The organism is Paraburkholderia sp. J94, from assembly GCF_905220285.1.
GTDB lineage: Bacteria > Pseudomonadota > Gammaproteobacteria > Burkholderiales > Burkholderiaceae > Paraburkholderia > Paraburkholderia tropica_A.
In genome coordinates, this window is record NZ_CAJMZH010000018.1 from 143,792 (window position 1) to 164,231 (window position 20,440).

A 20,440-nucleotide genomic window follows, 5' to 3' on the forward strand; every position below is an offset into this window, starting at 1 on the left:
ACGAAAAGCTTTCAGAACTCCCGATTAACCCCAGGGATTAGTACGGGTTGCGCCGGACATTCATGCAAATGTTTAATGCCGGGCGTACACTCGTACGAAGCTCACAGCGCGGGGCGAACAGCCACATGAGCCATGCCCGGGAGACGCGGCATGGCGCGGGTAAGACAGGAGAACAATGAAATGAGCTGGACGCGAGAACAGAAAAACGTAACGATCGCAGCGTATTTGGGGTGGACGCTCGACGCATTCGATTTCTTTCTGATGGTTTTCGTTCTGAAAGATATCGCTACCGAATTCAATACCAAAATCCCGGCTGTCGCATTTGCCATTACGCTCACGCTGGCCATGCGCCCGCTCGGCGCGCTCATCTTCGGCCGGCTCGCCGACAAATATGGACGCCGCCCCACGCTGATGGTCAACATCGCGTGTTATTCGCTGCTCGAATTGCTCACCGGCTTCTCGCCGAATCTCACCACCTTTATCGTGCTGCGCGCGCTGTTCGGCGTGGCGATGGGCGGCGAATGGGGCGTGGGCTCCGCGCTGACGATGGAAACCATTCCGCCCAAGGCGCGCGGCTTTGTTTCCGGTCTGCTGCAGGCCGGCTATCCGAGCGGTTATCTGCTCGCCTCGGTGGTGTTCGGCGTGCTGTATCAGCATATCGGCTGGCGCGGCATGTTCTTCGTCGGCGTGCTGCCCGCGCTGCTCGTGCTCTACGTGCGCTCGCACGTGCCCGAGTCGCCGGCCTGGAAGGAAATGGAAAAGCGCGTGCGTCCGACGCTGCTCTCCACGCTCAAGCACAATCTCGGCCTCTCGATCTACGCGATCGTGCTGATGACGGCGTTCAACTTCTTCTCGCACGGCACCCAGGATCTGTATCCGACCTTCCTGCGCGAACAGCATCACTTCGATCCGCATACGGTCTCGCTGATCACCATCGTGCTGAACATCGGCGCGATCGTGGGCGGTCTGTTCTTCGGCTCGATCTCGGAGAAAATCGGCCGCCGCAAGGCCATCTGCATCGCCGCGCTGATCGCGCTGCCGGTGCTGCCGCTGTGGGCGTTTTCGGCCACGCCGGTGATGCTCGCGCTCGGCGCCTTCCTGATGCAGATTTCGGTGCAAGGCGCGTGGGGCGTGATCCCGGTGCATCTGAACGAAATCTCGCCGGATGAAGTGCGCGCGACCTTCCCCGGTCTCGTCTATCAGCTCGGCAATCTGTTCGCGTCGGTCAACGCCACGCTGCAAGCGTCGCTCGCCGAAACGCACGACCAGAACTACGGCATGGCGATGGCGATCGTCGCGGGCACCGTGGCCATCGTGATTTCCGTGCTGATCCTGTTCAGCCGCGAACGCCGCGGTATCGACATGACGCAGACCGCGAAGCAGGTGACCACCACCTGAGGTTAGCGAACCTTCGCCTTGTGAACGCGCGGCGGCGCTGCGCCGCGCGACACACGAACGAGCCGTGCCGGGTTGCCGCCCGCACGGCTTTTTCTTTTTCAGCAAAGTCGCCGAAAAAATGGGGAAACGACAGGGGAAACTACGCGTGCCGCTCGCGCGCCGCGCGGCGCATCATGAGAGCGCCACGTCTCGCCCGGAGTCCACGCATGACGCATAGCATGACGAATATGAGCACCACGCCGATCGATCACCCCAACACCGACGGCATCTGGTACGCCTCGTATCCCGCCGGCGTGCCGCATGAAGTCGACGTCACGCGCTACACCTCGCTCGTGCAGTTTTTCGACGACTGCACCACGCGCTATCGAGAGCGCGTCGCCTACGTGAGCGCAGGTTCGCCGATGACCTACGGCGCGCTCGCGCGCAAGGCCACCGCGTTCGCTTCGTGGCTGCAAGGCGCAGGCGTGCTGCCCGGCGAGCGCGTCGCGATCATGCTGCCGAACACGCTGCAATATCCGGTGGCGCTGTTCGGCGCGCTCAAGGCGGGCGCGATCGTCGTCAACGTGAATCCGCTCTATACGGCGCGCGAACTCGAGCATCAGCTCAACGACAGCGGCACGCAAACCATCGTGGTCTTCGAGAGCTTCGCGAAGACGCTCGCGGAAGCGCTGCCCGGCACGCGCGTCGAGCGCGTGGTGCTCACGCAACTCGGCGACCTGCTCGGCGAAGGGCTCAATCTCAAGGGCCGCTTCATCAACTTCATGCTGCGTCACGTGAAGAAAGTCGTGCCGCCCTACTCGCTGCCGCGCGCCGTCTGGCTGCTCGACGCGCTCGAGCAGGGCGCACGTGCGCCGCGCGCGCCGGTCGCCGCCGAACGCGACGATCTCGCCTTCCTGCAATACACGGGCGGCACGACCGGCGTGGCGAAAGGCGCGATGCTCACGCACGCATCGATTCTCGCGAACGTGCTGCAAGCGAAGGCCTGGATCGCCGATCAACTGAACGCCGAAGCCGAAACCGTGCTGACGCCGCTGCCGCTCTATCACATCTATTCGCTCACGGTGAACGCGCTGATTTTCATGCTGCTCGGCGGACGCAACATCCTGATCGCGAATCCGCGCGACATGAAACGCGTGATGAAAACCATCCGTCACGAACAGTTCAGCTGCATGAGCGCGGTCAACACGCTCTACAACGCCTTTCTCGACAACGCGGAATTCCGCGCGCGCGACTTCTCCGGCCTCAAGCTCGCGATGGCGGGCGGCATGGCGACGCAAAAGGCCATCGCCGACCGTTTTCGCGCCGTGACCGGCAAGCCGATCGTCGAAGGCTACGGCCTCACCGAGTGCTCGCCGATCGTGACGCTCAATCCCGTCGATCTCACGCATCTTCAGGATTTCGAAGGATCGATCGGGCTGCCCGCGCCGTCCACGCAGGTGCGTCTGCTCCGCGACGACGGCACGTGGGCGAGCATCGGCGAACCGGGCGAGCTGTGCGTAAAAGGCCCGCAGGTGATGCGCGGCTACTGGAACCGTCCCGACGAAACGGCCAAGGTATTCGTGAGCGACGGCTGGCTCACGACCGGCGATATCGGCGTGATGGACGCGCGCGGCTATATCCGCCTGATCGACCGCAAGAAGGACATGATTCTGGTCTCGGGCTTCAACGTCTATCCGAACGAAATCGAAGACGTGATCGCGACGCATCCGGGCGTGCGCGAGGTGGCGGCGATCGGCGTGCCCGATCCCGTGCAGGGCGAGCGCGTGAAGGTGTTCGTGGTCCGGCGCGACGCCACGCTCACCGCGGACGCGCTGATCCAGTATTGCCGCCAGCAGCTGACCGGCTACAAGGTGCCGAGAATGGTGGAGTTTCGCGACGAGCTGCCGCAAAGCACGATCGGCAAGATATTGCGCCGCGAATTGCGCGCGGCCGAGATCGCGAAGCTGGAGAAGGAAGGCGCATCTAAAACTACTTAGGGTTACGTATCACTTTTTTAGAGCGATACGTTCATCACCACGCACCGTCGCGACAGCGCCAGCCGCTCGAACACGAAGCGATCCGATGCGCGCAGCGCGCACAGCACGACCGCGCCCTCGCCGACGCGTGCCGCAATGCGCGCGTGCCATAGCGCGCCGATATCGTCGTCGACCGCGAACGGCGTCATATGCGTGTGCGCGGCATGACGCGCCAGCACCTCGCCTTCCGCGAGCGACGCATCGAACACGGCAATTCGCGCGCTTCGTTGCCACGCCGCCTGCGATCCGCGCCACCCCATCGCGCAGCAGGCCGCGCACGAGACACCGAGAAACTCGCGCCGATTCATCGACATCGCCCCTCCCGCTTCGTCAGGTATAGCCGCGCTGCCCGCGCCACGCCGCCGGCCAGACGCCCTGCTTGCCCGGCGACAGCACGCCCTGCGGATCGAGCGCGTCCTTCACGGTTTCGGCGAGGCGCAGCAGCGCACCGTCGTTGAAGCTGTACTGCGCGGCCGCGTAATCCATGTAGAGCAGATGCGAGCGATACACGCCATAGCCCGCCGCGCGCGCATCGCTCATCAACGCGCGCAGCAGGTCGCCCGCGCGCGCCGCCAGCGGATGCGGCGCACGCGGAAAGATCGCCGCGAACACGTGATGCAAATGCCGCCCCGCCGCCGTGAAGCCGCCGTAATAATCGAAGCCGTATTCCGCCGCGCGCGCCTTCACGAGCGCGTACTGGCGCAGCGCGTCGCGACCGTCGGCGGGACACAGCGGCGAGAAGTCCACGTGCGCGCCCTCGCCGCCGAGCCAGTCGAGCATACGAAACGCGCTCATCGACGGGATGCCCGCCATGTTGCGATCGCCACCGCCTTGCGGTTCCTCGTTGCCCGCGTAGCGACGCGCGGCACAGCGCGCGCCGGGCACCGCCGCGAACGCGCGCTCGACCGTGCGCCGTTGCAACTCGATCACGTCGGCCTCGCCGTAAAGCGCGTAATGCAGATTCCAGCGTCCGATATCGAGCTCGCGCTGCAGGCGCGTGACGGCGGCCTCGGGCATCGCGCCCTCGCCGTCGTACCAGCGCGCGCGGGGCGCGAGACCGGCCGCGCGGCGGATCGCGCCTTCGATCACGGCGTGCTGCGTAATCGTGCCGCTCAGTTGCAGGCCGCGCAGCGTATCGACGATCGCGCCCAGATCGTCCTCGCGCGCGAACTGGATTTCGCCGATCACATACGCGCTCGGCGCGGGCATCAGCCAGAGCCCCATCTTCGTGACGATGCCGTAATTCGATTGCGTGAACAACGCGTCGAACGACGGCCCGTAACCAGGTTTGTAGAGCGTCCACGCGGTGCCGATGTCGAGCGCGCCCATGCCCGTGCGCACGACGTCGCCGTTCGCGAGCACGACTTCCATGCCGCATTGCGACGCCGCGTGATCGCCATACGCGGTGTAGCCGAAACCGCGTTCGAGCGTGTTGCCGATCACGCTGCCCCAACCCGACGCGGGCGGATCGACCCACAGCGCGAGGCCGCGTTCGCGCAGATGCGCATGCAGATCGAAGTAGCTCACGCCGGGCTCGACGAGTGCCCATGCGAGGCGTTCGTCCACGTCGAGGATGCGGTTCAGCCGCTGCAAGTCGAGCACGACCGAGCCGGCCAGGCGCGGCGCCGCGCCGCCATAGGCGAAATTGCGGCCCGTGGACACTGTCCAGAGCGGCACGCGCGCCGCGTTGGCGACGCGCAGGATCGCGCGGATTTCGTCGACGTTCGCGGGCAGCAACGCGGCGCACGGCGCGAACTGGGTGTCATTCGACAGCGGCGCGAACGGATCACGATACGCCGTGAGCGCCGCGCCGCCGCGACAAACATTAGGTATCCCGACGATCGTCTCGAACGCCGCGAGCGCGCGCGCCAGTTGCGCGGCGCTCATGCCGGGCGGCCGCGGCGCTTCAGTTTTCTTTTCGGCTTCCTTTTCGGCTTCCGTTCCGGCATCGGTCGCGCTCGCGGCTTCTGCTCGCTTCGCATCGACGGGCGCGCCGCGCGTCATGGCGCATCACCATTGCGCCGCGGTGCCGCCGAGCGCGCCGCACACGTCGTAGGCGATCGTGCGCAAGCGCCCTTCGCTGGCCGGGCCGGAGAGCGCGTAGCCCATGCTGTCGGTGCTCCAGTAGAACGTGCGGCGGCTGCCGTCGCGCAGCAGATGGACCGCGTCGCGGTCGCGGCCCGAGACGCTCACGTAGAGCGTCAACCGTTCGCCGAAGTCGTTCTGGTACATGATCTGCGCCGCCGGTCCCGCCGCGCCCGGCAGCAGCCGCCCGCCGACGAGCGTATAGCCGTACTCGCCGAGCGAGGGAATATGCAACGGCTTGCCGAGGCGTTTCGAGAGCCACGCGACGAGATGCGCCTCGTCGGCGGCGCCGACCTCGACCGGATGGCGCACTTCGGGCGAATAGACGGCGTAAGCGACATCGGCGCGCCGCGCAAAACCTTCCGACTCGCTCGCGAACAGCGCGCTCGCACGGCCGTCGCCGTGGCCGAGCCACGACGGCACGAACGTCGCCGCCGCCGTCGCCAGCCCCGCGCCGACGACGGCCCACGCCGCCGCGAGACCGGCACGCTGCCACCACGGATCGCGTCGCCGCAAGACGAGGTAAGGCGGCGCGGCAGCAGTGCCAGCGACATCGGTGGCATCGGCGGTGCCGGACGCGCGATTGCAGAGCGATTGCAGCGCGGCCTTCTGCGCGCGATACGCCGCGATGCGCCGTGCCGCCGCCGGATCGTCGGCGAGCCGTTCGAGCAGCGCCGCTTGCGCATCGGGCGCGAGTTCGCCGTCGACGAACGCGCCCAGCGCCGCGAGGTCGTGATCCGCGAGACCGGCTTCGCCATGCGTGTCGACATGCGCTTCGTTGCGCGTCGAGTTGTGTGCGTCGGATTGTGCGCCGGCGCGCTCGCGTTCGAGATCGTCGTCGTTCATCGCATCGTCCCCACGACCCGCAGCGGCGCGGTGCGCCGCGCGGAATCACGCGCCGGATCGGCATCGAGCAGCGCGCGCAGTTGCTCGCGCGCTCGCGACAGGCGCGACATCACCGTGCCCGCCGGCACGCCGAGCACGGCCGCCGCCTCTTGATAGCTCAGTTCCTCGACGCAGACGAGCAGCAGCACTTCGCGCTGCGCCGCCGGCAGCGCGTAGAGCGCGCGTTGCAGATCGCGCAGCACGAGGCCGTCCACTTCGCCGTGCGGCGCTTCGAGCGTGCGCCACGGCGCGCTTTCGTCGTCGACGGCGATCTCGCGGCGGCCGCGCAACTGGTCGATATAAATATGCCGCAGGATCGTCAGCAGCCACGCACGCAAATTGCTGTCGGGCCGGAACGACGCGGCCTTCGAAAGCGCGCGCTCGGCGGCGTCCTGGACGAGATCGTCGGCCCAGGCGGCGTCGCCGGTGAGCGCGCGCGCATAGCGGCGCATGGCCCCGAGCTGGGCCACGACCTGCGCTTCGAATTCCGCCGACGGGCGGCGCAGCACGGCGCGCCGCTCAGTAGCCGCCCGACGATCCGCCGCTGCCCGAGCTACTCGACGCGCCGCCGGCGTTCATGTCGCTGCACGCGGCGAGTCCCGCGCCCGAGACCGCGGCTATCGTCACGCAGACGAAACAGACAAGGAACTGGCGAAAGTGCTTCAGGGTCGGCTTCATGATCGTCTCCTGCTGAAACAGCCAATGAGGCTGCAATACGCGGTAAACGTCGCGGCGCGGCGGCTTATTCCCGCCACGTGCGTCGCCGCACGGTTCTCGGGCGAGGCGCGCCTGAAAATGAACCGGCACCAGAATCGAAGGCGATGTCTGCGCGGCGCTGGGTTGCGTTTTTTTGCCGCATTTTTGTCCCTTTTTTGTCCCTTTTCCGGCTCTTTTTTCGCCGCTTTTCACTGAGATTTTTGTTGTGATTTTTTACAGGAATTTTGGTGCGGCTGGCCTTACGACTGCCTTTACGGCTATCGTTGCGGAGAAATCGGCCAAATCGGTCGCGCGGCCCTGCTCGCGATGCACTACGCTGTTGAACGTATGAACCATGAACGCGTCGTACTGTCACAGTCCGGGCAAGCCGCTCGTGTATCGTGCACGGCTTGCTCGCGCAGACAGCCTGACCCCGCTATCGGCAGCACCGGCAAACGGCGGCTCCGGCCGCGACCCGGTATAGTTCTGCAGTAAAGTAGGTAACCGCACGCGCGCTTCGCCGACACAGGGTAGAATCCCCGGCAAGCAAACGTTTCCAATGAATTGCGGCACTGAGCCGCCTGGCTAAAATTCGTCCATGCCTTCCGCAGAATCGCACCCGCAAAACGACTTCATGAACGCCGCGCGCAAAGAGCGCAAGCGCGTCGAAATCTATCTGGTCAACGGCATCCGCCTGACCGGATGCATCGAGTCGTTCGATCAGTACCTGGTGATGCTGCGCACGCCCGTTGGCCTGCAAGGCATCTACAAACGCGCCATCTCCACCATCCAGCTCGACACCGGCACGCGTCCGGGTCCGCGCACGCCGCGCCCCTCGCACGGCGAGCACACGAGCCGCGGTCCGCACGGTAGTCACGGCGGCCATGGCCCGCGTGAATCCCGCGAGCCGCGCGAACCCCGTGAACCGCGCGAGCCCCGCGAATCGTGGTCGGCGCCCTCGGCACCGTCGGATCGCCCGGCCAGCGGCGGTTCGGACGGCCCGGTCGTCGTCACGCGTCGTCGTCGCCTCTATGGCGCGGTGAACAACGGCGGCAACGGCGGCGAAGGCAACAGCTAAGCCGCCGCCAGGCCACACAGACGTACCCGCAAAAACGCGCGCATTTCCTGCGCGCGTTTTGCTTTTTGGGCGGCGCATCGGCATCGGGGCACGACGTTGGCAAGCGCGCTGGCACGCGAATTGGCACCGGAAGCGGCGTGAAAACGGCAAAAACTCACCTGCGTTCAGGGTTTTGCCCTTTGCGTTATTCTGACAGCGACTCTCCTCGCCCCGGAGTACGCCATGCCCGCCACCAAGCCGCCTTCCCCACCCGCCCAGCCCGATCCGCTCGACGAAGCGCTCGAGGAAACCTTCCCCGCCAGCGACCCGATTTCCATCGACCCGCCGCGCGAGAAGCCCGAGCCCGCCGACAAGGCCAAAAAGCACGACAGCCCGCGCCATCACGGCAAGCACTGACACTGACGCGCCAACGACAAAAAGGCGGTGCGCCCGAGGCGCCCGCCTTTGATCCCTTCGCGGATTCACGTTTGCCGAAGCGCCCGCTGAGCAAGCGCTCTGGGCGTGTGCATCAATGCACCGGCAAACCGCCTTCCACCTGACGCTGCAGTTCGCGAACCTGACGCTGCATCTGACGCAGTTGATCCTGCGCCTGCGACTTCTCGGCCTGCAACACATTGGCCTGGTCGCGCGTCTGCTTCTGCTGGTCCGCAACGATCGCCTGCTGCTGGCGCGCGACCGTGAGGTCGGCCTGCAGACGGTTCGCGTGGTCCTGCGCCAGCGCGATCATGCGCGCCGTGAAGGCCTTCTGCGCTTCGAGACGCGTGCGGCGCAGTTCGACGTCCGACAGCTGGATCGTCTTCGCCGCGAAATCGCGATAGATCGCTTCCGCGCGCTGCTCGTCGCTCGTCTTGATCACGCGCCAGAACGTCTTGTTCTGGAACAGCGCCACGTAGTACGTCATTTCCTTGCCGTAGAACAGCAAGCTGGCGCCATACGTGCCGTTGTAGGTCGTGCGCAATTCGTTCAGCTCGGAGCCGCGAATCATCCGCTGCAGTTCCGCCACATTACCGGCTGCGTTCTGCTGGGCCTCATCCGGCGTCAGCGCGACAGGCTGGCTGGCCGGCAACGGCTGGGCGGCCGCAGCGGGCTGCGCCTGCACGGCCATGGCCGAATCGTCCTGCGACGCAGCGACCGGCGCTGCCGCGGTCTGCGGCATCGTCTGGGCGCAACCGGTTTCGAAACCCCCGATCAACATCAGAGTGGCAAATGCAACCTGCCGAACTCTCCACTTGTAGTCCATGAAGTACCTGTTTTGAACAGTTCTATTTTTAGGTTTTACAAATCGGCACAATTATTACTCACTTTCACCGGTTGCGGGCTCCTCGTCGAAAATTTGGTACTTACGAATCTTTTCCCACAACACTTTGCGGCTGATGCCGAGGTACTGCGCCGTGTCCTTGCGGCGCCAGCCGTTGGCGTCGAGCGCCACCAGCAGCCGGCCGCGTTCGGCCATGTCCCACTTGCTGCGATCGACGACCGGCGCGGCCGGCTCCACAATGGCCGTCGGCTGCGCGCCGCCTGAGCCCGCCAGCAGACGGCGCAGCCGCGAGGCGTCCCATGCGCCCATCTGACGCACCGTCACGCCGACCCGTTCGGCCAGGTTGCGCAGCTCGCGCACGTTGCCCGCGAAGCGCATCGCGGCCACCGAATCGGCCAGCCAGTACGGCAGTTCGGGCAGCGTTTCGAGCCGCTCCTCGCCCACCACCGTCGAGACGAAGGCCTTGAACAGCGCGATCTTGTCGACGGCGCCGCGATCTTCGAGCGACGGCACGATCAATTCGATCACTGCAAGCCGATAGTAAAGATCGGCGCGAAACGTGCCGTCCTTGACGAGTTGCGGCAACTGCCGGTTGGTCGCCGCGACGAGCCGGAAATCCACCTTCAGCGGCGTGGCCGAGCCGATGCGCGTGACCGAGCCGTCTTCGAGCACGCGCAGCAGCTTGACCTGCTGATAGAGCGGCAAGTCGCCGATTTCGTCGAGGAACAGCGTGCCGCCGTCGGCCTGCTCGAAGTAGCCCTTGTGCGCGACTGCCGCGCCCGTGAACGAACCCTTCGCGTGGCCGAAGAACAGCGACTCGAACAGGCCGTCGGGAATCGCGCCGCAGTTCACGGCGACGAACGGCCCCGCGCCGTAGCGGCCGTGCTTGCGGTGCAGCAGCTCGGCGATGCGCTCCTTGCCCACGCCGGTTTCGCCATGCACGAGCACGGTGGTGTCGCAATCGGCGAAGGTGTCGACTTCCTTGAGCAGCGCGCGCATGGTCTCCGATTCGGCGACGAGCACGTCGGCGCCCGCCGTCTGCGCGGAGTGCGCGCGCATCTGGATCATCAGCTTCGAGATCAGACCGCGCAGCTCGGCGCAGGTGAAGTCGAGCGGCAGCACGTGCGAATACTCATTCGGATACATGGCCGGATCGTTGTCGCGCGGCGCGGCGCCGACCCAGATCACCGGCAGGCCGTGCGTGGCTTGCCAGTCGCGCAGCATCAGCGCGCCGGTGTCGATCACGCTCACGCTGACCACGGCGATCGACGGGCGCGCGGCGATGCGCTGCGCCGAGATCGCCGTGTCGTCGGCGCGGATCACTTCGACGTCGAGACTCGCCATGCAGCGCGCGACGCGCTCGACGATATCGGCTTTGCCTTCCCAGACATACAGATCGAGTTCCTCGATCGGGGTGGTGGTTCTCATCGTGGTTTCTTATTGGACGAGTGTGGCGACGCCGCAGGTGAGCGGATAGCCGGTGACGTTGGCCACGCCGACCTGCACGCCGAGAAGCTGGAGCAAGGGCCCGATGAGCGCCGTGTCGAGCGCGTTCAGCAGCGGATTGAGCAGCGCGGCGAGCAGGCTCGTGACCAGCCCGACCACGACGCCGAGGCCGAGGTTCAAGCCCACGAGGCTCACGGACAGATTGTTCGGGTTCATCAACTGCGTCGACAGACTGCTCAGCGCGTTGCCCACCGAGCCGCCCAACTGGTTCGTGTTGGGCGTCGTGCTCGACAACGGCTTGCCGGTGCCGTCGAAGGTCAGATCCCAGACTTGCGGCGAGTTGAGCCCGACCGACAGCCCCGCTTTCACGGTGATCAGACTGGCGACGTCGATCAGCGCGGCGGGCTGCCCGCTGCACGAGCCGGACTGAAGCTGCGCGGCGGTCGTGGGCGCATTGCCCACGCACAGATTCGCGATGCCCGTTTGCGTTTCCACGACGAAGCGGCTCGCCGCCTTCGTGGTCGAGCATTGCGCGGACGCGAGCCCGGCGGTGGCCGGCGCGACCTCCACGTAGAGCGGCAGATTCACCGTGATCCCGCTGACGAGGCCCGCGATGGACTGGTTGCCGAAGCCGAGATTGAGCGCCACCGTCACCTGCGCGTTGTGCGCCTGGGTGCGCCACGGCGGCGGCGGATTGCCCGGATTGGGACCGGCCTGACCGACGGCGATCGACGGCGGCGACAGCACGTTGACCTTCAGCGAAGCCGTCGCCGGCAGCACCGAGCTGACCACGGGCAGGCTGTTCAGATTCAGTTGCACCTCGACCGGCGGCTTGCCCTGCTGCGCGATTTCGGCGGCCACGATCAGCATTTGCAGCGCGTTGACCGAGACGTTGGCGGCCGACTGCGCGTCCGCGAGCCCGAGCGACAGCAGCGCAGTGCCGCCGGAATTGCTGGCGATCGCGATCTTCGTGGCGGAGGTGGCGGCGGCGCTCGCGAACGCGGTGAGGCCGCCGACGGCCGCGCTCACATCGGCGGTCAGCGCGCCATCCTGCTGCACGGCGGTCGCGAGCACGTTCGCGAGACTCGCGACGCTCGCCTGGGCGTCGAGCAGGCCCTTGACCGTGCCGACGTTGGCGGCCGCCGCGATATCGGCGAGCTTGACGTTCGCGTTGGCGATGCCGTTCCACGACGCGACGCTCAGGTTGACGGCCGCGCCGCCGAGCAGCGAACCGAGCAGCCCGTTGAGCAGATTGACCTGCGCGAGCGTCGTCGCCAGCGCGAACGAGCCGACGATGGTCGACTGCGCCGTCGCGGTCGCGGTGATCTGGCGCGACACCATGCCGAGGAAGAAGATCGGCACGGTCTGCGTGACCGTCACCGCGACGCCGTTGTACGGCGTCCTGCCGTTCGGCGTGAAGCTCATGGATGCCGAGCCGTTAGCCTGCTGACCGGTCTGGTCCCAGCGCCCGCAGACGACCGACAGCGTGCTCGACGAGCCTTGCGCCGTGAAGCCGTTGCTGCTCGCGTTCGCGGTCGCGACGGCTTGCGGCTGGCTGCACGTGTCGTCCATCTGCTGCGCGGCGGCGAGCGCCGCGAAATCGGCGACGTTCTGCAACGCGCGCTTCTGGAAATAGACGTTGGCGATGTCGATCACGCCGAGCGCGGCGACCGCGAAAATCACCGCGAAAGCCGCGATGATCGCGATCGAGCCGCGTTGCCGCCGCGCGCCCGCGCGAGGGCGCGCATGCCGCTCACCGATGCGCCGTTTCATCTCAGTACGCGCCGCCCGACGCGCCGCCGCCCTGTCCCACCTCGCCGCCGCTCGTCACGCCGCCCGATTTCACCGACGAGCCGAAGGTCGCCGGAATCTCGGTATCGAACGACTTGAGGTAGCGCTTGTAGGCGTAACCGGCCTCCGCGCCGAGCATCGGCTGCGCGGGCGCGGCGGCGCTGTTGCTACGCTGGAGCGCGAGCCACGACTCGGTAGCGTGGCCGATTTCGCTGTTCATCGGCGCAGTGGCGCCCGCTTCCTGCGCGGCCTGGACTTCCTCCTGCGCATGCGCGCGATGCGGCACGGCAAGCGACGTCAGCGCGAGCGCAACGGCCAGGCGCCAGCCGAAGCGCTTGAGCATCTCGGCCAGCGTCGGCGCGCGACGGCGCGTCAAGGCCACGGTGTAGGCGTTCGTTCTCATTGTTGTCTCCCCGGATGGATATCGCGCCGCATGAATGCCCACTATTGCGCGAGGCGCTGCACGAGCCGCGACTGCGCATCGTTGCCGGGCCAGCTTCCGCCCGCGCTGGCCACACTGCCCGCGCTGCCCGCGCTGCCCGCGCTGCCCTGGTTGCTGACAAGCGTGCGCGGTTGCGGCACGGCCGCGGTCTGCGCGAGCCTGTGCGCCGTCACGGCCAGCGATTCGCGCTGCTCGGCGAGGTCGCGCGCGCGGCTCGCGTCCTTCACTTTCTGCGCGTCGCGCGCGATAGCCGCGCGCGCCTCGGCGGGCAGACCTTGCGTGTTCATCAGCGCCTGCGCGTCGCTATCGGCGCCGCTCGCGCTCAGCAGCAACGCCACGTTCGCGGCGATCTTCGGATTGTGCGCATCGAGTTCGAATGCCTTGAGCAGCGGCACGCGCGCACCGTTCACGTCGCCCTCGCGCAGCAGTGCGTAGCCGAGATCGGAGAGCGTCGCCGGATCGGTCGGCGCGAGCATCGACGCTTCGTCGAGTTCCTGGGCCGCGCGCCGGAAGTCGCCCGACGCGCCCGCGAGCAAGCCGAGCCCGCGATGGCCGCGCGCCGCGAACGGCGTATCGAGCAACTGCGTATAGGCCGATGCGCTCGCCGTCGCCTGGCCGGTCGCGCGCAAGGCGTCGGCGCGCAGCACGATCGAATTCGGGCTCGCGCCGTACTGTCGCTCGTAGGCGTCGATATGCGCGAGCGACGCGTAATACAGACCTTCGGACTGCATCCGCGAAATCAGCCCGAGATACATGCCGGGCGTGTCGGGCGAGCTTTCCTGCGCGGTCGCGGCGCGCATCTGCATCTCGGCCTGCGCCTGCGGCCCCACGCCATAGCCTTGCGGCGACGAGCACGCCGCCAGCAGCGCGAGCGCAGCCATATTCACCGCCACATTCGCCGCGCGTATCACGATCGAAGTCTTCATGTTCGTTCTGCCTGGTTTCATGGCGCACCCGCTAGCGATGGATCGACGACAGCGAGTGCATCACGGCGATCATGCCGGGCCCCGCCGCCACGATCAGCAGCGCGGGCAACAGCGTGACGACCATCACGCCGGTCATGCGCACCGTGAGCTTGCCGATGCGCTCGCGCAGCCTCGCGCGGCGCACTTCGCGCAGCCGATCGCCGAATTGCCTGAGCGGTTCCTGCACCGCGCCGCCGTGCTTGTCGACCTGCACGAGCAGGCGGATCACGGAGCGCAGATCCTCGTTGTCGTACGTCGTCGCCATGCGTTGCAGCGACTGTTCGCGCGTGCGTCCGGTGACGAACTGGCGCTGGGCGATTTCCATTTCGCTCGCGAGCACCGGCAGCACCGGACGGAATTCGTTGACGAGCACCTGCAGACTCTGGTCGAGCGAGAGCCCGACGCCCTGCAGCAGTCGCAGCAGATCGACGAACATCGGCAACTCGTCGGCGACGGCTTCGAGACGCGCGGACGCGCGGCGGCGCAGGTGAAATTTCGGCACCAGGAAGCCCGCGAGCAGACCGCCGACGGCGAATATCGCGGCGTTGCGGCCGCTCATCGCCGCATAGCCACCGGCTGCGGCGGCCAGCACGAACGCACAAGCGAAGCGCGCGGCGATGAAGAGCCCGCGTGCGCGCGCATCGGCGTAGCCGCATTGATCGAGCAGGCGGCGGTCTTCGTCGGCGACCATCAGCTTGCCGAGCGGCGTGTCGAGCCAGCGCGCGCCCGCGTTCGCCAGCGCATCGACGACGCCGGGCAGACCTTTGCGACGCGGCGCGCGCGCGTTGCCGCCTGCCGCACCTGGTGCGTTCGCCGAGCCTGCCGAGCCCGCCGCGCTCGCTCCACTCGCGCCGCTCATCGATGCGCCGCCTGGTACGCCGCCAGGTGCCCGCGCCGCCGATACCGAACCCGCGCCTCGCATCGCGCCGACCCCGCCCATCGCGCCCATCGCGCCCATCGTGCCCGCCGCGTTCGTCGAATTCATCGAATTCATCGCATTGAGCGAGGCCGCGCCGCGCGCCTCGGACGCCGTCGCGGCCGTCTGCGCGCTCATGTTCGCAATGGCCTGCGCGAGCGTGCGCGCGCTGCGCCGCGACGCCAGCCAACGCTGACACACGAGCGCGGCAAGCAGCGCGCAGCCGAGCGCGCCAAGCAGCAGCGCGAGCGTGCCGAGTGTCTGTGCGTTCATAGGCCGCCCTTCAGCCGCGTGAGCCGGTACAGCAGCCAGCCGCCGACCACCTGCAAGCCGAGCGCGACGTAGACCAGCGTGCGCCCCGAACCGTCGTTCCAGAGCGAGCCGAAATAGCGCGGATTCGTCAGCACGAGAAAGCCCGCGATGCCGACCGGCAAAAGGCCCAGCACCCACGCAGAGAGCCGCGTTTCCGCCGACATCGCGATCAACTCGCGCTGCGCCTGTTCGAGATCGCGCATGAAATTGGACATGCGTTCGAGCATCACGTCGGCGCGGCCGCCGTAACGCACCGAGAGCCGCAGCACCGAGCCCACGAATTCGAGTTCGCGCGCCCGATAAACCTGCGCGACCTGGTAAAGCGCGCGGTCGATCTCGACGCCCGAGCGCAGCATCCGCGAGACGTGATCGAGACATTCGCGCAGCGGCGCCTCGGTCGTGACGAGCGCGGCCTGAAACGCCGCGGGCACGCTATTGCCGAGCACGATGAGACGCACGATGCCATCGAGAAACGACGGCAACTGGCCGACGAGCTTGCGGCGGCGCCGTTCGATGCGCACCGACAGCACGAAGGCCGAGCCCGCCGCGACGACCATCAGCGCGCCGAGCATCGCGGGCACGCCGGCCGTCACGTAGGCCCACAGCGCGAGCGCGAACGCCGCACAACCGGCCAGCAAGGCGGGCTTGCGCGCGTCGGCGATACCCGCGCGGCTCATGACATGCTCGAATGCGAGCCCGATGCGCGTCTGCCAGCGGCGCAGCGGCGAGGCCGCGTTCGCTGCGTTGGCGGTATTCGCTGCGTTCGCCGGATTGCCTGCGTTCGCGCCATTCGCCGCGCCCGTCGCCGACGTCACGCGTATCGGCGCCACACCCGCCGCGCGCGCCGCGCCTGTTGCACCGGCTACGCCTGCTGCACCTGCCACGCCCGCGCCGCCCGGCATCGCCGCGCCGCTCGCATAACCCGCCGCCGCGACGCGGCTGTCGACGAAACGCGTCACGCGCTCGCGCGCCGTGCGTTGCTGCGCGCGCTGCCAGAGCATCAGTCCGGCGGCGGCGAACAGCAGCGCAAGCGCCGCAGCGAGCGCCACGACGCTAGACATTGAAGCCCCCGCCCTGCCCGCCGCCGAAACCGAAATTCGCCGACGCCGACACCGCCTGGCGGAAGCGCGCGAGCTTCGGCGAATGCGGATGAATGCCGAGCGAATCCCAGCGGTCGATTTCCTCGCCGTCGGGCGTCGTCACCGGTTCGTAGCGATAGAGTTCCTGCGTCGCGATGATGTTGTCCGCGAGACCCGTTACTTCGGTAACCGAAAGAATTCGGCGGCGGCCGTTCGAGAGCCGCCCGATCTGCACGATGAAGTCGACCGCGTTGGCGATCTGGCGGCGCAAGCTGTTTTCCGTGCCCTGAAACCCCGCGAAACCGGCCAGCATTTCGAGTCGATACAGACATTCGCGCGGGCTCGACGCGTGCACCGTCGCCATCGAGCCGTCGTGGCCCGTGTTCATCGCCTGAAGCATTTCGAGCACTTCGCCGCCGCGCACTTCGCCGACGATGATGCGGTCCGGCCGCATGCGCAGCGTGTTGCGCAACAGGTCGCGGATCGTCACCACGCCCGCGCCGTCGAAGCCGCCCGGACGGCTTTCGAGCCGCACCACGTGCGGGTGATTGAGCGAGAGTTCGGCGGTGTCCTCGATCGTCACCACGCGCTCGACATCGGGAATGTAGAACGCCAGCGCGTTGAGCAGCGAGGTCTTGCCCGAACTCGTGCCGCCCGACACGAGAATATTGCAGCGCGCCTGCACCGCCGCCTCGAACAGTGCGCCGATCTCGGTGCCGAAGGTGCCGTTGCCGAGCAGATCGTCGGGACGCAGCGGGTCCTTGCGGAACTTGCGGATCGAGACGATCGGGCCCGCGAGTGAAAGCGGTTCGATCACCACGTTGATACGGCCGCCGTCGGGCAGGCGCGCATCGACCATCGGATTCGATTCGTCGAGACGCCGCCCGATCGGCGCGAGAATGCGGCGCACGATACGCAGCAGATGCGCGTTATCGGAGAAGCGCACCGGAATCCTCGCGAGGATGCCGTGCCGCGACACGTACACGTCGCTGTAGCCGTTGATCAGGATGTCTTCGACGGCCGGATCGCCGAGCAGGTCTTCGATCGGCCCGAAGCCCGCAAGCTCCTTCGTGAGCGCCTCGGCAATCGCGCGCACCTCGCTCTCGTTGATCGGGATATGGCGCAGCCGCACGAAGCTGTCCATCTCCAGATCGACGAACTGGTTGATCGCGTGGCGCGACCAGCGGCCGAACTCCGCGCCCAGCTCCTCGATGCGCGTGAGCAGATGTTCGTGCGCCGCGTTCTTGATGTCCTGGAACTGCTGGCTGTGCGCGAACAGCGGCGCGTCGTCGGCAAATTCGATGTTATCCGCCATGATCTACGAACGCTTCGGTGATTGAGGGAAGAAGTTGCGCAGCGGCCGGCGCAGCGCGTCGAGTTTTTTCGGCGCGCGCGATTCGATGCCGTCCATCTGCGCGGCGAGCCCTTCGAGCGCGCGCACATACGGATCGCGCGGCGCGCTGTCGACCAGCAACTGGCCGCGATTGGCGGCCTGGCACAGCGCCACGCGGCGCGCGGGCAGCACGGCGGCGAGCTCGACGCCCAGGCGCTCGGCGATCTGCGCGCCGCCCAGGTCGATCTCGGCCTCGTACTGATTGATGACGAGACGCAGCGTGGCGGTCTCCATGCCGCCCTCGCGCAGCGCGTCGATCTGGCGCGCGGCCGCGACGATCGACGCCACGCTCTGGTCGCATACGAGCCAGACCGCGTCCGCCGACTGCGCGACCTGGGCGATGAACTCCGCGTTCGTGAAGCCGCCGAGATCGACGAGCTGCTGGTCGAAGAACGCGCGCAGACGCGCGAGCAGCGCCACCGCCGACTGATACGAGACCTCGCGCAGCGCGGCGAGATCGGCGGGCAATGTCGTCAGCGCGAGACCGCTTTCGTGGCGCGCGAGCGCGGTATGCACGAAGGTCTGATCGAAGCGGCGCAGATTGCGCACGGCATCGACGAAACTGAAACCGTTGCCCGCGTTGAGCATCATCGCGCCGTCGCCCGCGGGCAAGCCGAGATCGAGCAGCGCGGCATGGCGATTGAGCGACGCGCCCTTGCGCGCGAGCAGCGCGCCGAGATTCGCGGCCAGCGTCGTCACGCCCATGCCCGCGCGCGCGCCGAGCATCACCGTGAGACGGCCATGACGGCTCGGCGCTTCGACGCGGTTTTCGAGCACCTGGCGCACGATGTTCAGCGCGTCCTCGGTGCTGCCCGCCACGTCGACGAAATCGCGCACGCCCGCGCGCAAGGCCGCGAGCGCGCTTTCGGGTTCGGCGAGCGTGCCCACGGCGATCACCGGCAAGCCGGGAAACGACACGTGCGCAGCGGCCACCACGGCGCTCGCCCAGGCCGCGCGGCCCTGCGAAAAATCGACCATCAGCAGCGACGGCATCTGCTGGCCGACACGCTGGCCGACGGCGGCCGGATCGAGCGCGACCGCATCGACCTTGCCGCCCGTGCCGAGCGCGCGCGCGAGCCAGCGCGCGTGCGCCTCGTCCGACGATGCGAACACGAACGAGTCCACGACCGTGCGTTCAGTCGTCAAGTACGTTCTCGCGTTCATGTGCCCTCTCCTTGTGCTGCTCGCGCAGCGCAATCCGCGCGCGGCGCGGCGTAGCCCTGCCGGCGGCGGTATTCATGGCGAAAAACCCGGTGCGGGATCGCGCGAGGCCGCGCCGCCGAGCAGCGCGCCCCAGACGTGGCCGTTGCGTTGCTCGGACAGTTCGCCGGGCGCGGTGGGCAGCTTCGCGTCCTTCGCGAGCGGCGACACCAGATGCGGCGTCACGACGATCACCAGTTCCCGTTCGTTCTGCTGATAGTTCAACTGCTTGAAGAAGGTGCCGATCACGGGCAGATCGCCGAGCAGCGGCACCTTGTTCACGTTCGAAGCGGTCTCGCGGTCGATCAGTCCGCCGATCACGAAGCTCTCGCCATCGCCGAGTTCGACGGTGGTTTCCGCGCGCCGCGTCGTGATCGCGGGCACCGACACGCCGCTGATGGTCACCGCGTTGGCGAAGTCGAGCTGGCTCGCCTCGGGCGCGACCTTGAGCGCGATGCGCTGCGGCGAGAGCACCGTGGGCGTGAGCGAAAGACCGATGCCATAGGGCTTGTATTCGATCGAGCTGGTGCCGAGCGCCTGCGGCACCGGCACCGGAATCTCGCCGCCCGCGAGGAAACTCGCGCTTTGTCCCGAGAGCGCGACGAGCGTCGGTTCCGCGAGCACGCGCGCGAGATTGTTCGACTCCATCAGGCTCAGGTTGGCGAACAGGCCGTGCGTGGCCGAGGCGAACACGAGATTGAACGCCGACGAGATCGGCGACACGGCCTGGATATCGGTCCCGCCGTTCGAGTTCGACGCGGACGTGAGCGACGTCGGCGCGAACGAGCCGAACGAAAAGCCGTTGTTCTGGCGGAAGAAGTTGAAGCCGATCTGCTTGAGCACCGAGCGGCTGAATTCGATCACGCGCACGTCGACCTGCACGACCGAGCGCGTCGCGATGCTCGATGTGTCGAGCACGTCGGCGTCCTTCGCGCCTTTGCCGAGCGAGCCCTGCGCCGCCGCGACCGCGCGCTGATGCTGCTCCATCGTCGCCGCGCTGCCGCTGATGATCGCGGTGCCGCCGAGCACCTTCACGTCCGGCGTGCCGTCGCCGAGCAACGCGCGCGCGGCGCGCGTCGTCACGTTCACGGTGAAGCTGCGCTGCACGCCGCCTTCCCACAGCATCACACTGGTCGTGCCCGCGCCCTTGCCGACCAGCAGCAGGCCGCCGCGCCGGTCGCCGCGCACCACCAGCACGTCGGCCACCGACGGATCGCCCACGGCGACGCGCGTGAGCGAGCCCGTGACGGGCAGCGTGCGCTGCTCGCCCACGGTGATGTCGACGCTGCCGGGCAGCGCGTCGGCGGAACTGGCGCGCAGTGGCGGCGCCGCGCGCGCGGGCAACATCGCGAGCGCGAAACCGCCCGCGCAAACGGATGCGGCCAGCGCCACGGCAAAGGTCCTCTTCATCGTCATCGTGTTGTCGTTGCTATTGAATACGCTTGAATGCGCTTGAAAAAGCTCGAATACGCACGCTTGCC

Annotated in this window: 19 protein-coding genes; 4 read left to right on the top strand and 15 right to left on the bottom strand. The window is 67.4% G+C overall.

Annotated elements, in window-relative coordinates; genetic code table 11:
• Positions 1-180: 180 nt before the first annotated feature.
• Positions 181-1,398 carry an MFS transporter gene (locus tag U4Y88_RS31560; RefSeq protein WP_224006886.1) on the top strand — a complete coding sequence of 406 codons (1,218 nt, stop codon included), beginning with the start codon at positions 181-183 and terminating at the stop codon, positions 1,396-1,398.
• A 206-nt stretch (positions 1,399-1,604) separates the two neighbouring features.
• The gene (locus U4Y88_RS31565) at positions 1,605-3,374 is read left to right on the top strand and encodes an AMP-binding protein (RefSeq protein WP_321788706.1); all 1,770 of its coding nucleotides are present in this window, start codon (positions 1,605-1,607) and stop codon (positions 3,372-3,374) included.
• A 17-nt stretch (positions 3,375-3,391) separates the two neighbouring features.
• Here the strand turns inward: U4Y88_RS31565 and U4Y88_RS31570 are convergent, their stop codons facing one another.
• From U4Y88_RS31570 to U4Y88_RS31590, 5 genes are all read right to left on the bottom strand, one after another.
• Positions 3,392-3,727, bottom strand: coding sequence for a twin-arginine translocation signal domain-containing protein (locus tag U4Y88_RS31570; protein ID WP_321788708.1), 336 nt, complete (start codon positions 3,725-3,727; stop codon positions 3,392-3,394).
• A gap of 16 nt (positions 3,728-3,743) precedes the next feature.
• Positions 3,744-5,300 carry an FAD-binding oxidoreductase gene (locus U4Y88_RS31575; RefSeq protein WP_321788740.1) on the bottom strand — a complete coding sequence of 519 codons (1,557 nt, stop codon included), beginning with the start codon at positions 5,298-5,300 and terminating at the stop codon, positions 3,744-3,746.
• A gap of 123 nt (positions 5,301-5,423) precedes the next feature.
• On the bottom strand, positions 5,424-6,344 hold the full coding sequence (locus tag U4Y88_RS31580; protein WP_321788710.1) for an anti-sigma factor: 921 nt from the start codon (positions 6,342-6,344) through the stop codon (positions 5,424-5,426).
• On the bottom strand, positions 6,341-6,892 hold the full coding sequence (locus U4Y88_RS31585) for a sigma-70 family RNA polymerase sigma factor (RefSeq protein WP_310632605.1): 552 nt from the start codon (positions 6,890-6,892) through the stop codon (positions 6,341-6,343). The genes U4Y88_RS31580 and U4Y88_RS31585 overlap by 4 nt, the downstream gene beginning before the upstream one ends.
• 10 nt (positions 6,893-6,902) lie before the next feature.
• The gene (locus U4Y88_RS31590) at positions 6,903-7,061 is read right to left on the bottom strand and encodes a hypothetical protein (RefSeq protein ID WP_224006876.1); all 159 of its coding nucleotides are present in this window, start codon (positions 7,059-7,061) and stop codon (positions 6,903-6,905) included.
• A 616-nt stretch (positions 7,062-7,677) separates the two neighbouring features.
• On the opposite strand from U4Y88_RS31590, the gene hfq reads away from it, so the two are divergent.
• Positions 7,678-8,157, top strand: coding sequence for an RNA chaperone Hfq (gene hfq, locus U4Y88_RS31595; RefSeq protein WP_224006873.1), 480 nt, complete (start codon positions 7,678-7,680; stop codon positions 8,155-8,157).
• A 222-nt stretch (positions 8,158-8,379) separates the two neighbouring features.
• Positions 8,380-8,553 (top strand): hypothetical protein, encoded by a 174-nt coding sequence (locus tag U4Y88_RS31600; RefSeq protein ID WP_321788712.1) that lies wholly within the window; start codon positions 8,380-8,382, stop codon positions 8,551-8,553.
• 112 nt (positions 8,554-8,665) lie between these two features.
• On the opposite strand, the gene U4Y88_RS31605 is transcribed toward U4Y88_RS31600, so the two are convergent.
• The 10 genes from U4Y88_RS31605 to U4Y88_RS31650 all read right to left on the bottom strand — a co-directional run bounded on the left by U4Y88_RS31605 (position 8,666) and on the right by U4Y88_RS31650 (position 20,306).
• Entirely contained in the window at positions 8,666-9,397 is a 732-nt protein-coding gene (locus U4Y88_RS31605; protein WP_224006867.1) for a DUF2968 domain-containing protein, read from the bottom strand.
• A 54-nt stretch (positions 9,398-9,451) separates the two neighbouring features.
• Entirely contained in the window at positions 9,452-10,843 is a 1,392-nt protein-coding gene (locus U4Y88_RS31610) for a sigma-54 dependent transcriptional regulator (RefSeq protein WP_310630100.1), read from the bottom strand.
• Between the two features lie 9 nt (positions 10,844-10,852).
• Positions 10,853-12,634 (bottom strand): TadG family pilus assembly protein, encoded by a 1,782-nt coding sequence (locus tag U4Y88_RS31615; RefSeq protein ID WP_321788714.1) that lies wholly within the window; start codon positions 12,632-12,634, stop codon positions 10,853-10,855.
• A gap of 1 nt (position 12,635) precedes the next feature.
• Positions 12,636-13,055, bottom strand: a complete 420-nt coding sequence (locus U4Y88_RS31620) for a DUF3613 domain-containing protein (protein ID WP_321788716.1) — start codon at positions 13,053-13,055, stop codon at positions 12,636-12,638.
• A 41-nt stretch (positions 13,056-13,096) separates the two neighbouring features.
• On the bottom strand, positions 13,097-14,020 hold the full coding sequence (locus U4Y88_RS31625; RefSeq protein WP_321788718.1) for a pilus assembly protein: 924 nt from the start codon (positions 14,018-14,020) through the stop codon (positions 13,097-13,099).
• 31 nt (positions 14,021-14,051) lie between these two features.
• Positions 14,052-15,248, bottom strand: coding sequence for a type II secretion system F family protein (locus U4Y88_RS31630; protein WP_321788720.1), 1,197 nt, complete (start codon positions 15,246-15,248; stop codon positions 14,052-14,054).
• The gene (locus U4Y88_RS31635) at positions 15,245-16,348 is read right to left on the bottom strand and encodes a type II secretion system F family protein (protein ID WP_321788722.1); all 1,104 of its coding nucleotides are present in this window, start codon (positions 16,346-16,348) and stop codon (positions 15,245-15,247) included. The genes U4Y88_RS31630 and U4Y88_RS31635 overlap by 4 nt, the downstream gene beginning before the upstream one ends.
• Entirely contained in the window at positions 16,341-17,681 is a 1,341-nt protein-coding gene (locus U4Y88_RS31640; RefSeq protein WP_224006850.1) for a CpaF family protein, read from the bottom strand. Before U4Y88_RS31640 ends, U4Y88_RS31635 begins: the two co-directional genes overlap by 8 nt.
• Positions 17,682-17,684: 3 nt before the next feature.
• Positions 17,685-18,923, bottom strand: a complete 1,239-nt coding sequence (locus tag U4Y88_RS31645) for a fimbrial protein (RefSeq protein WP_321788724.1) — start codon at positions 18,921-18,923, stop codon at positions 17,685-17,687.
• Between the two features lie 72 nt (positions 18,924-18,995).
• Complete coding sequence (locus U4Y88_RS31650; RefSeq protein ID WP_321788742.1) at positions 18,996-20,306, bottom strand: type II and III secretion system protein family protein; 1,311 nt, start codon at positions 20,304-20,306, stop codon at positions 18,996-18,998.
• Positions 20,307-20,440 lie beyond the last annotated feature (134 nt).